The sequence below is a fragment of the Mycobacterium sp. UM_Kg27 genome (assembly GCF_000972905.1).
In the GTDB taxonomy this organism is placed as follows: domain Bacteria; phylum Actinomycetota; class Actinomycetes; order Mycobacteriales; family Mycobacteriaceae; genus Mycobacterium.
In genome coordinates, this window is the sequence record NZ_JRMM01000012.1 from 43,830 (window position 1) to 55,562 (window position 11,733).

Sequence of the window (11,733 nt, forward strand, 5' to 3'; positions counted from 1 at the left end):
GACGGCCGCTTTCGCCCACAACCACCGCGCTATGACCAAGATCACACCCGGGTGTCGCGGCGCCGAAACAGCCCGCGCCAGCAACCTACGCAACCGTAGGGAAGCCGTTACCCCGCGCGCAGGATCAGCGCGTCGCCCTGGCCGCCGGCACCGCACAGCGCGGCCACCGCATAGCCCGAACCGCGCCGCTTGAGCTCCAGGGCGGCGTGCAAGGTGATCCGCGCCCCGGACATCCCGATCGGGTGCCCCACCGCGATCGCGCCGCCGTGCACATTGACGACGTCGCCGTTCAGCCCCAGCTCCCGGGTCGAAGCCAGCGACACCGCGGCAAAGGCCTCGTTGATCTCCACCACGTCGAGTTGGTCGACCGAGATCCCCTCGCGCTCGACCGCCTTCTTGATGGCGTTGGCCGGCTGGGACTGCAGGGTCGAATCCGGCCCGGCCACCACGCCGTGGGCGCCGATCTCACACAGCCAGTCCAGACCCAACTCTTGCGCCTTCGCCTTGCTCATCACGACCACCGCGGCGGCGCCGTCGGAGATCTGCGACGACGAGCCCGCGGTGATGGTGCCGTCCTTGCGGAACGCCGGCTTGAGCCCGGACAGCGACTCGGCGGTGGTGTTGGCCCGGATGCCCTCGTCCTCGGTGAACTCCAGCGGATCCCCTTTACGCTGCGGGATCTTCACCGGCACCACCTCGTCGGCGAAAACGCCGTCCTTCCAGGCAGCCGCGGCCCTGCGGTGCGACTCGGCCGCAAACTCGTCCTGCTCAGCGCGCGTGAACTTGTCCTCGTCGTTGCGCTGCTCGGTGAGCGCACCCATCGGCTGGTCGGTGAAAACGTCGTGCAGGCCGTCGTAGGCGAGGTGGTCGCGCACCGTCACATCGCCGTACTTGTAGCCCGACCGGCTGTCCAGCAGCAGGTGCGGTGCCTTGCTCATGGACTCCTGGCCGCCGGCCACCACCACATCGAACTCGCCGGCGCGAATGAGCTGGTCAGCCATGGCGATGGCGTTGATTCCCGACAGACACATCTTGTTGATGGTCAGTGTCGGCACATCCCAGCCGATGCCCGCGCCCACCGCCGCCTGCCGAGCCGGCATCTGGCCGGCCCCCGCGGTCAGCACCTGGCCCATGATCACGTACTGCACCAGCGATGCCGGTACCTGCGCCTTCTCCAGCGCCCCCGCAATGGCCACAGCACCCAGGTCGCTGCCGGAGAAATCCTTCAGCGAACCCATCAACCGGCCGATCGGGGTCCGAGCCCCAGCAACGATCACCGATGTCGTCATGACTACCTCCCGGGCGGGTCTGAAAGGCCGATCTTTCCGGTCGGCGCAGCACGATGTTTCCGCCCAGGTTACCGTTACGTTATGACCACCGAATCCGTCGCTGAACCTTGTGAGGTACGCCCCGCCCTGGCCTCGGCCTTGGTGACGGCGGTCGACCACGTCGGTATCGCGGTCCCGGACCTGGAAGTGGCCAAGAAGTGGTACCACGACAAGCTCGGGATGATCGTGCTGCACGAGGAGACCAACGAGGAGCAGGGCATCGTCGAGGCGATGCTTGCGGTGCGCGGCGCCCCCGTCGGCAGCGCACAGATTCAGCTGATGGCCCCGATCGACGAGTCCTCGACGATCGCGAAGTTCCTGGACAAGCGCGGCCCCGGTCTGCAGCAGCTGGCCTACCGGACCAGTGATATCGACGCGCTCTCCGAGCGGCTGCGTGAGCAGGGTGTCCGGCTTCTCTATGAGGCACCGCGGCGTGGCACGTCGAACTCGCGGATCAATTTCATCCACCCCAAGGACGCCGGCGGCGTGCTGGTCGAGCTGGTCGAGCCGGCCGCGAACGCCGAAGCGCACTGAGCGACTAGGACCACTTCCGGGTCGGACTCCGGTTGCTGCGGTTCGCCCAACACGGCGTGTGCCAGTGCCGCCGATCCTCGTCCGCCGAACCGCCGTGCCCGGCCGGCCACACCACCACATGGGCGATTCCGCAACGGATTTCGTGGTCGCAACCCGGGCAACGGTAGACCTTGAGGGCGCGCGAGCCCGCAATCGGCACGACGATGTAGTCGTAGCCGTCGGGGCCGGTCTCCACGCGTTGGTGCAGCGGCAACGGCCCTAACGGCCCTTGCCGACGCGAGGAACTGCGACGACGAGCCATACCGACCAGCCTAATGACCCAGCATCAGGCCAGTTTGGACAGTGCGGTCGCCGCGTCGTAGCCGGTGAAGCCGTCCAGCTCGCCGTCGCGGAGGCGATTCACCCAGTTCGGGTCGGCCAGCAGCGCGCGCCCGATCGCGACAATGTCGAATTCGCCGGCCTCGAACTGCTCCACCACCCGGTCGATGGGAGCCGGCGCAATCACCTGCCCCCGCTTCTCGCTGCGGAACTGGGTCTCCAATCCCACCGATCCCACCGCGATGACCGGTTTTCCGGTGACCTTCTTGGTCCACCCGGCGAGGCTCAAATCACTGTCATGTTCCGGGAATCCGGGCCCGTAGTACCTGCGCGTCGACGGATGCAGTGCGTCCACGCCCGCCTCGACCAGCGGCGCCAGCAGTTCCTGAAGCTGCGACGGATCATCGGCGATGGTCGCCGCGTAGTCCACGCCCTTCCATTGCGAGAAACGGAAGAGGATCGGATAGTCCGGGCCGACCGCCGCACGGACGGCCGCGACCACTTCAGCTGGGAACCGGGTGCGCGCTGCCAGTGATCCGCCGTAGCCGTCGGTGCGCAAGTTGGTGCGCTCCCAGAAGAATTCGTCCAACAGGTAGCCGTGGGCGCCGTGGATCTCGACCGCATCGAAGCCGATGTCGCGGGCGGTGGCGGCACTGTCGGCGTACTGCTGGGCGATCTCTGCGAGCTCGTCGGAGTGCAACGCGCGGCCACGCGGCTCACCGTGGCCGTCGACGCCCGACGGGCCGACGGGCTGGACCCCGTCGTCGTCGCGGCGCTCAACCCCCTGATGCCATAGCTGGGCGGCGATCGTGGACCCCTCGGCATGGACGCTGTCGACCACGCGAGTCCACCCGGCGAGCACCTCATCGCCGGCGATCGTCGGCACGCTGGCCGGGAATCCCGCGGCCGGGTCGGGCAGCCGGATGCCCTCGGTGATGATCAGTCCGACGCCGCCCGCCGCCCGACGCCGGTAATACTGCGCCACGTCTTCGCCAGGAATACCGTTCGGCGAGGCCTGACGAGTCATCGGCGCCATGGCGAACCGATTGGGCACGGTCAGCGAGCGCAGTGTCAGGGGCTGGAAAAGGCCCTGGAATCGGGGGGTGACTGCCATGACGGGCTGCAACGCCACGCCGTCTGCTTGTATTCCGGCGGGCAGATCAGAACAGCCGGTATTCGTCGCTGGTCATACCGCGCATCGCGTCATAATCCAGTGTCAGGCAACGAATGCCGCGGTCGGTGGCCAGGGTGCGGGCCTGGGGCTTGATCTGCTGGGCGGCGAATACTCCGCTGACCGGCGCCAGCAGGCTGTCGCGGTTGAGCAGTTCCAGATAACGCGTGAGCTGTTCCACACCGTCGATCTCCCCGCGCCGTTTGATCTCCACGGCGACCGCTCGGCCGTGTTCGTCGCGGCACAAGAGGTCCACCGGGCCGATGGCGGTCATGTACTCCCGCCGCACCAGTGAGTAGCCCTCGCCGAGCAGCTCGACGTGCTCGGCGAGCAGCGCCTGCAGTTGCGCCTCGACGCCGTCTTTCACCAGACCGGGGTCAACACCGAGCTCGTGGCTGGAGTCGTGCTCGATGTCCTCGATGGTGATACGGAGCTGATCGCCGCTCTTGTTCGCCACCACCCACACCGGCAGCTCACCACCGACCTCCTCAGTGAGCCGACACGGCGGACTCATCCAGTTCAGTGGTTTGTAGGCACGGTCGTCGGCATGCACGCTGACCGAGCCGTCGGCCTTCAACAGCAGCAGTCGCCGGGCAGAGGGCAGGTGCGCGGTGAGCCTGCCGACGTAGTCGACGGTGCACTGGGCGATCACTAGTCGCATCCGATCCACCTTAAGGGCAGCGCTGAGCAATTATTCTTACGCCACGATGAAGCCGCCGAAGACAACCGCACAACGCCTGGGCCGAGCGCTGGAGATGCTCACCCGTCAGAGCGGTCGCCTGCCCGAGACACCGGAATACGGCTCCTGGCTGCTGGGCCAGGTGTCCGAAAGCCAGTACCTAAGGCGGATTCGCATCCAGTTCATCCTGACCGTCGTCATGGTGGGCACGAATCTGCTGGGCGTCGCCGTGGACGTGCTGCTGGTGACGGTGGCGTTCCCGGTTCCCAGCGTGTTCCACGACGCCCCGGCGTGGCTCACATTCGGGCTGGTGCCGGCCTACGTGGTGGCCGCGCTGATCGGCGGGACCTACGTGATCACCCGGCACACCATCAAGAAATTGCGTTGGGCCATCAAGGAACAGCGGCCGACGCCCGAGGACGAACGCAACGCCTTCCTGACCCCGTGGCGGGTGGCGCAGGTCGTGCTGGCGCTATGGGGCGTCGCGACGGTGATGTTCACCGTGCTCTACGGATTGGCCGACAGGATCTTCATCCCGATCATCGGGTTCACCATGAGCGTCTGCGGCATCCTGGTGGCCACCGCCTGCTACCTGTTCACCGAGTTCGCCTTGCGGCCGGTGGCCGCCCAGGCGCTCGCCGCCGGCCCACCTCCGCGGCGGATCCTGTCCGGGATCATGGGCCGGACGATGCTGGTCTGGTTTCTCACCTCAGGTGTGCCGATCATGGGTATCGCGCTAGCGGCCTTTTTCGCTGTGGTGCTCAAGAATCTGACGTTGACCCAGTTCGGGGTCGCCGTTCTGACCGCCTCGGTGACGACGCTGATCTTCGGCTTCCTGCTGATGTTGATTCTGTCCTGGCTCACCGCGACCCCGGTCCGGGTGGTGCGCGCCGCTCTGAAGCGCGTCGAGCAGGGCAATCTGCAAGGTGACCTCGTGGTGTTCGACGGAACCGAACTCGGCGAGCTCCAGAGCGGTTTCAACGCGATGGTGCACGGCCTGCGCGAGCGCGAGCGGGTGCGCGATCTGTTCGGCCGCCACGTCGGGCGCGAGGTGGCGGCCGCCGCGGAACGCGATCAAATCCAGCTTGGCGGCGAAGAGCGCCACGTCGCAGTGATTTTCGTCGACATCGTCGGCTCGACACAGATCGTGACAGCCAAGCCCGCGACCGAAGTCGTCAGTCTGTTGAACCGATTCTTTGCCGTTGTCGTCGATGAGGTCGACCGCCACCAGGGCCTGATCAACAAGTTCGAGGGCGACGCCACGCTGGCGATCTTCGGCGCCCCCAACCACCTCGACCAGCCCGAGGATGAGGCCCTGGCCGCGGCCCGGGGCATCCTGTACCGCCTGGCCGAGGAAGTGCCCGAGATCCGCGCCGGTATCGGCGTGGCCGCGGGACAGGTGGTTGCTGGAAACGTCGGCGCCAAGGAGCGGTTCGAGTACACCGTGATCGGCGAGCCGGTCAACGAGGCCGCCCGGTTGTGTGAATTGGCCAAAACCCAACGCGTGCAGCTATTGACCACCGCGAGAACCATGTACGCGGCCAGCGTCAGCGAGCAGGCCCACTGGGTCGTGGGTGAGTCGATCGTGTTGCGCGGCTACGAGCAGCCCACCGTGCTCGCCAGCCCGCTATAGCTCCGGCTACTCCGCCCACGTCTCGGTTGCCGCCAGCGCATCCTCGACCGTGGCGAACACCAGCCCGGCATGGCCCGCCGGATCGGGCGTCACCGATCCGTTGGGATCGACGAGCAGACCCTGCTTGTCCAGTGCCCGCAACTCCTCGGAGAGCCCCGCAAGCAGGCCTCGCGCCGGCTCGCTGATCGTGTGCAGCCGCGAGACGTCGAGGATGGCGGTGTCGAACTCCCCACATTCGCGGGTCGCGGTGCGAGCCACCTGTTCGGCTCCGGCGAACAGAAGATCACCGTGCACCTCGTAGACCCGAATGCCCGGACGTGGGGTGTACACCCCACGGATCGCCGAATGCGCTTCACTGCTCACCGTCAGGAAGTGCAGGCCGAGCTGTTGGGACAGGCTGCGGCACACCAGCATCCCACGCACGCTGTTGCCCCTGACGTCGATCCGCGGGGAATAGACGCCGATACCGAGCTGTCCGGGCAGCACCGCCACGATGCCGCCGGCCACACCGCTCTTGGCCGGCATCCCGACCGCACTGACCCACGCACCGGCGGCGTCGTACATGCCGCAGGTCACCATCACCGACAGGGTTCGCCGTACCACCGCGGCATCGGTCACCTGCCGCCCGGTCAGGGGGTTGAGGCCGCCGCGGGCCAGCGTCGCGGCCATCCGAGCCAGGTCGGTGCTGGTGACCTTCAGCGAACACTGGCGGATATAGAGATCCAGGGCATCGTCGGGGTCGGCGCCCAGGGCGCCGAAACTCTCCAGCAGATACGCGATCCCACGATTACGACTGCCGCTGGCTCGCTCGGACTGATATACGCCGTCGTCAAACTCCAGGCTGCGTCCGGCGCAGGCGCTGAAGAAATCCCGGACGAGATCGAACCGGTCTTCAATGGTCTTCCCGGGTATCAGGGAGCAGGCCACGATCGCCCCAGCATTGATCATCGGGTTCTTCGGCACATTGGTGACCTGGTCCACGCTGATCTTGTTGAAGCCCTCACCGGAGGGCTCCACGCCGATCCGCGCGTCGACCTCCGTCTGCCCCAGCTGATCGAGTGCAAGCGCGTAGGTGAACGGCTTGGATATCGACTGCATGGTGAACGGCACCTCGGCATCGCCGCATTCGTAGACGTAGCCGTCCGACGACGACAGCGCCAGGCCGTACTTCGTCGGGTCCACCTGGGCGAGCTCGGGGATATAGCTGGCCAGGGCACCATGGTTGGCGCCGGCATGCTCGGCGAGGATCCCGTCCAAGTACTGCTGCACCAGCGCCGCCACGAACCGATGCTAGCCCCCGCCACGGCGCACGGCCCGGCACTGCGCTGTCGTTTTTCCGCTAGTGTCGCCGGCCGCATCGTGCCATCGTTGAAGGCGTGCACGACGACTTCGACCGCTGCTATCGCACCGTGCAGTCCAAGGACGCCCGCTTCGACGGCTGGTTCATCACCGCGGTGCGCACGACAGGCATCTATTGCCGGCCCAGTTGCCCGGCGCGTACGCCGCTGCCACCGAATGTGGAGTTCTACCCCACCGCTGCCGCAGCGCAGCGAGCCGGCTTCCGCGCCTGCAAGCGTTGCCGCCCGGACGCCGCGCCGGGTTCTCCGGAATGGAACATCCGGGGCGACATCGTGGGCCGGGCTATGCGCATGATCGCCGACGGCACGGTCGATAGGGAGGGAGTGGGCGGGCTTGCCGACCACCTCGGCTACTCGGCCCGCCAATTGCAGCGGTTGCTGCAGGCCGAGGTCGGCGCCGGCCCGCTGGCACTGGCCCGCGCCCAGCGCACGCAGACCGCCCGCGTCCTGATCGAGACCACTGACCTGCCGTTGGGTGATGTCGCGTTCGCCGCCGGTTTCGCCAGTATTCGGCAGTTCAACGACACCATCCGCGCCGTGTGCGCCACGACGCCAACGGTGTTGCGCAGCAACGCCGCCGCACGCTCACGAGCCTCGTCCGACCGCGACGCCCCCGGCCCGGGCGCCCTGTCGCTGCGCCTGCCGGTGCGCACCCCGTTTGCGTTCGAGGGCGTGTTCGGACACTTGGCCGCCTGTGCGGTGCCCGGTTGCGAAGAGGTACGCGACGGCGCTTTCCGGCGCACCCTGCGTCTGCCGCACGGCAACGGCATCGTCAGCCTGCGCCCGGCTCCCCGCCATGTCCGATGCCGACTCGTGCTCGACGACTTCCGCGACCTCACCGCCGCGATCACCCGCTGCCGACGACTGTTGGACCTTGACGCTGACCCCGAAGCCGTCGTCGATGCCCTCACCGCCGACCCCGACCTGGCTCCCCTGGTGGCCAATGCACCGGGGCAGCGCATTCCACGGACCGTCGACGAAGCCGAGCTGGCGGTGCGGGCGGTCCTCAGCCAGCAGGTGTCGACCAAAGCGGCACGCACCCATGCCCAGCGGTTGGTGGTCGCCCATGGCCAACAGATCGACGACCCCGACGGCGGGCTCACGCATGTCTTTCCGTCGGCGGAACGTCTCACCGACATCGATCCCGAGCAACTCGCGCTTCCCCGGGCCCGCCGGCGAACACTGCTCACCCTGGTCTCCCGCCTGGCTGACGGCAGCCTGGGCCTGAGTGCCGGTTGCGACTGGGAACAGGCCCGCCGCGACCTCAGAGCGCTGCCGGGCGTCGGGGCCTGGACAGCCGAGGTGATCGCCATGCGCGGGTTGGGCGACCCTGACGCGTTTCCTACCACCGACCTGGGGCTTCACCTGGCCGCCCGCCACTACGGACTGCCCCACACGCCGCGGGCACTGATCCAACGCAGTGCTCGCTGGCGGCCGTGGCGTTCCTATGCCACCCAGCATCTGTGGACCAGCCTGGATCACGCCGTGAACCATTGGCCCCCGGCCTCGAAGGAGATCGCATGACGTGTTTCCGCACGATCGACAGTCCGATCGGCCCACTCACCCTGGCCGGCGACGACGGCAGGCTCACTCACCTGCTCATGCTCGATCATGCCCACGCTCCCGACCGAAACGGCTGGCGGCGTGACGACACCGCGTTTTCCGATGTGGCGCAACAGCTGTCGGCATACTTCGCCGGCGACCTCACCGAGTTCGACGTGGACTACGCGCTGCTGGGCACCGACTTCCAGCGCCGAGTGTGGACCGCCCTGCTGACCATTCCCTACGGCCAGACACGGTCCTATGGCGAGCTGGCCAGCCAGATCGGTTCTCCCACCGCGTCGCGTGCCGTCGGTTTGGCCAACGGCCGCAACCCGATCTCGATCATCGTGCCGTGCCACCGCGTCATCGGCAGCAACGGCAGCCTCACCGGCTACGGGGGCGGTATCGACCGTAAGAAATCGCTGCTGGACCTAGAACGCCGGCGCAGCCACGCCACCCTGTTCTGACAGAGAACTATCCGCCCAGCAGGTCCACCGGGTCGGGCATGGGGTACGGGGTGGTATCGGTGAACGCCGCCAAGAAGTTGGCCAGTCCCTCGAGCGCTTCGTCCAACGGCGGGTTCGGGGAGTCGAGGTAGCCCGCGAGGTAGCCGGTGTTGATGATCCCGGCCAACGACGGGTGGTCCTCGAGGGAGTAGATCGTGTAGGTGTCGGGATCGAACCAGCTGCTGACCGAGTTGCTGATCCCGTCGAACACTGCCCTGCCCAGCGCGGTGAAGAGTTCGCCGAGGTCGATATCGGTGGGGAAGAATCCCGAAGCTGCCGGCGCATCGACATCCCCCGGCGGCCAGCCGTTCTCGATGCTGCCGTAACCCAGGTTCACCAGGATCCGAGTGACTGGCTCCAACAGCTCGTAGAGCGGCTGGCCCAGGATCGGGATCAACTGCAGCGGAGCCAACAGCGGCAAGATCTCCGAGGGAATCATGTAGAAGGTGGTCAGCGAATCAGGGTCCGAGACAGGCAGCTCAATCGCCGAGGCGATCTGCTCGGGTGTCACGCTCGGAAGCACCGAGTGCCCGTAGATGAAGCCCAGGGTGGAGTTGAGATCGGACAACGGGTTGAAGTACGTCGGCCGGAAGGCGACCGGGTCGTATTCGTAGTTGTAGACGTCGGTGTGGTACAGGTCGGTAGGCACGTAGTTGGTAGCCGTAGAGCCGATCAGCACAAAACGGACGAGGTCATTGGAGACGTCGTTCTCGGCTAGCCAGTGCATCAATCCCACGGAGATTCCCGCACTCTGCGAGTAGCCGAACACCACCACCGGGTTGTCGGAGTCCACCTGCCCGCTGTTGAGCTCGGTGGCCACCGCGTTCTTGAGCAGCTGCAGACCAACTTCACGCGATGTGTCGCTGACATTCTCCGGCGTGAAGAGCGAGACCGTCTCCCCGCCGAATCCGTGGGGCTGCAGGTACAGCTCGTCAATCGCATCCAGATAGGCCTGCGGTGGCTGCGGAATGCCGGTCCCGCCCATCACGAACGCGGTGCCATCCCCCAACGACGTTCCGTTGCCGGTCAGCACGACCGCAGGAACCTGGGTGCTCACCGCCGACGCCACCACCGGAGGGGCGGCCATAACACTCGCCGCCGCAACGCCGGCCACCAGCGGTAGGCAAGAGAAGTCGCGCACGCCCAACCTCCTAGAAATTTACTGAGTCAGACCTGAACGCTACTGCGCAATAAATACCCGTGCAAGAGCAGCGGGGGTGTCACCGGGTGGGGTTCGAGCGCCGGCTCGCCACCTAGCCCGGCATCGGGTATTCGGTGGTGTCGGTGAAACCCTGGAAGAACTCGACCAAACCAGTCAGGGCTTCACTGAACGTGGGGTTCGGCGAGTCGATAGCACCCACGATGTAGCCCTCTTGGATGATCGCCGCCAGCGAGGGGTGTTCGATCAGCGGAATGATCTGGTAGTTGTCGGGGTCCAGCAAGGTGTCGATGGCGTTGGTGATTCCAGACTGCACACCGTTGCCCAGCGCAGAGATGAGTTCGCCGAGGTCGACGTTGGGGAACAGTGCGGAACCGCCGGGCGCATCGACGTCTCCTGGCGGCCAGCCGTTCTCGATATTGCCGTAGCCGAGGTTCACCAGGATCCGGGTGACGGGTTCCAGCAGCTCGTACAGGGGCTGCCCCAGAATGGGGATCAACTGCAGGGGCGCCAGAATCGGGAGCAGCTCCGAGGGAATCATGTAGAAGCTGGCCATCGAATCGGGGTCTGACGTCGGCAGTTCAATCGCCGAGGCCACCTGCTCGGGAGTCGCACTCAACAGCACTGAATGCCCGTAGAGGAAGCCCAAAGCCGCGTTGAGATAAGCCAGCGGGTTGAAGTACGTCGGCTGGAACGCGACGGGATCGTATTCATAGTTGTAGACGTCGGTGTGGTAGAGGTCAGTGGGAACGCCGCTCGTTCCCGGCGAGCCGATCAGCACGAACCGCACCAGGTCGTCGGATACGCCTTCGTCGGCCAGGCGCTCCATCAGGCGCACCGAGATCGATGCACTCTGCGAGTAGCCGAAGACCACCACTGGACTGTCGGCGTCCACGTCGCCGCCGTTGATCTGGTCCATGACCGCGTTGTAGAGGATCTGGCCGCCCACCGCCTGGGAGGTCGAACTGACGTTCTCCGGGGTCCACAAAGAGAACAGCTCCCCGGTGAATCCGTGGGGCTGCAGGTACAGCGCGTCTACCGCGTCGAGATACCGATCGGACGGTTGCGGCATCCCGGTCCCGCCCATGATGTAGGCGATACCGTCACCGAGCGACGTGCCGTTGCCCGTGAGGGTGAAGGCAGACGTGTGCGCTGGGACGGCCGACGGCGCGACAGGTGCGCCCGCGACCAGGCCGGCGGCTGCAACACTCGCGACGAGTGGCAGGCAAAGTTGAGCGTGCACGCGAATCCTCCTGTTAAGCACCTTAACTACTGCTTAACGGTATAGTTCCGCCCCACTTCCCGCAACAGCAAACAAAACAGGGGAACGCATCTCGCCGGCCAGATCTTTGCGACAGCCCGCGGAGCGTAAATATGGAAACGCCCCCCGACTGTGTCGGGGGGCGTTTCACTAAATTGTGTTCGGCGGTGTCCTACTTTTCCACCCGTGTGGGCAGTATCATCGGCGCTGACAGGCTTAGCTTCCGGGTTCGGGATGGGACCGG

11 protein-coding genes and 1 rRNA gene are annotated in these 11,733 nt (G+C 66.3%); 4 read left to right on the forward strand and 8 right to left on the reverse strand.

Going from position 1 to position 11,733, the window contains the following annotated elements; all coding sequences use genetic code 11:
* Nucleotides 1-107 precede the first annotated feature (107 nt).
* Nucleotides 108-1,289 (reverse strand): acetyl-CoA C-acetyltransferase, encoded by a 1,182-nt coding sequence (locus LI94_RS03725; RefSeq protein WP_024443463.1) that lies wholly within the window; start codon nucleotides 1,287-1,289, stop codon nucleotides 108-110.
* Between the two features lie 81 nt (nucleotides 1,290-1,370).
* Between LI94_RS03725 and mce the strand changes: the two genes are divergently transcribed.
* Nucleotides 1,371-1,862: a methylmalonyl-CoA epimerase gene (gene mce / locus LI94_RS03730; RefSeq protein ID WP_024443462.1), complete on the forward strand. Its 492-nt coding sequence runs from the start codon at nucleotides 1,371-1,373 to the stop codon at nucleotides 1,860-1,862.
* 4 nt (nucleotides 1,863-1,866) lie between these two features.
* Here the strand turns inward: mce and LI94_RS03735 are convergent, their stop codons facing one another.
* From LI94_RS03735 to nucS, 3 genes are read right to left on the reverse strand one after another with little or no spacing between them, the layout of a single operon-like run.
* Nucleotides 1,867-2,163, reverse strand: a complete 297-nt coding sequence (locus tag LI94_RS03735; protein WP_046300337.1) for a hypothetical protein — start codon at nucleotides 2,161-2,163, stop codon at nucleotides 1,867-1,869.
* Between the two features lie 24 nt (nucleotides 2,164-2,187).
* Entirely contained in the window at nucleotides 2,188-3,294 is a 1,107-nt protein-coding gene (locus LI94_RS03740) for an NADH:flavin oxidoreductase (RefSeq protein WP_046300347.1), read from the reverse strand.
* A gap of 46 nt (nucleotides 3,295-3,340) precedes the next feature.
* Nucleotides 3,341-4,012 carry an endonuclease NucS gene (nucS, locus tag LI94_RS03745; protein WP_024443459.1) on the reverse strand — a complete coding sequence of 224 codons (672 nt, stop codon included), beginning with the start codon at nucleotides 4,010-4,012 and terminating at the stop codon, nucleotides 3,341-3,343.
* Nucleotides 4,013-4,058: 46 nt separating this feature from the next.
* Here nucS and LI94_RS03750 point away from each other — a divergent pair, with 46 nt between their 5' ends.
* Nucleotides 4,059-5,663 (forward strand): adenylate/guanylate cyclase domain-containing protein, encoded by a 1,605-nt coding sequence (locus LI94_RS03750; RefSeq protein WP_046300338.1) that lies wholly within the window; start codon nucleotides 4,059-4,061, stop codon nucleotides 5,661-5,663.
* 6 nt (nucleotides 5,664-5,669) lie between these two features.
* Here the strand turns inward: LI94_RS03750 and glsA are convergent, their stop codons facing one another.
* On the reverse strand, nucleotides 5,670-6,944 hold the full coding sequence (gene glsA / locus LI94_RS03755) for a glutaminase A (protein ID WP_046300339.1): 1,275 nt from the start codon (nucleotides 6,942-6,944) through the stop codon (nucleotides 5,670-5,672).
* A 95-nt stretch (nucleotides 6,945-7,039) separates the two neighbouring features.
* On the opposite strand from glsA, the gene LI94_RS03760 reads away from it, so the two are divergent.
* Both LI94_RS03760 and LI94_RS03765 read left to right on the forward strand, forming a co-directional pair.
* A complete protein-coding gene (locus LI94_RS03760; RefSeq protein ID WP_046300340.1) occupies nucleotides 7,040-8,545 on the forward strand; it encodes a DNA-3-methyladenine glycosylase 2 family protein in 1,506 nt (501 codons plus the stop codon).
* Nucleotides 8,542-9,030 carry a methylated-DNA--[protein]-cysteine S-methyltransferase gene (locus tag LI94_RS03765; RefSeq protein WP_046300341.1) on the forward strand — a complete coding sequence of 163 codons (489 nt, stop codon included), beginning with the start codon at nucleotides 8,542-8,544 and terminating at the stop codon, nucleotides 9,028-9,030. The genes LI94_RS03760 and LI94_RS03765 overlap by 4 nt, the downstream gene beginning before the upstream one ends.
* A gap of 7 nt (nucleotides 9,031-9,037) precedes the next feature.
* Here LI94_RS03765 and LI94_RS03770 read toward each other — a convergent pair whose 3' ends face one another.
* From LI94_RS03770 to rrf, 3 genes are all read right to left on the reverse strand, one after another.
* The gene (locus tag LI94_RS03770; RefSeq protein WP_231384347.1) at nucleotides 9,038-10,210 is read right to left on the reverse strand and encodes a PE-PPE domain-containing protein; all 1,173 of its coding nucleotides are present in this window, start codon (nucleotides 10,208-10,210) and stop codon (nucleotides 9,038-9,040) included.
* 112 nt (nucleotides 10,211-10,322) lie between these two features.
* Nucleotides 10,323-11,471 (reverse strand): PE-PPE domain-containing protein, encoded by a 1,149-nt coding sequence (locus LI94_RS03775; RefSeq protein WP_024443453.1) that lies wholly within the window; start codon nucleotides 11,469-11,471, stop codon nucleotides 10,323-10,325.
* Nucleotides 11,472-11,648: 177 nt separating this feature from the next.
* Nucleotides 11,649-11,733: ribosomal RNA gene (rrf, locus tag LI94_RS21830) — 5S ribosomal RNA — on the reverse strand; the annotation flags it as partial.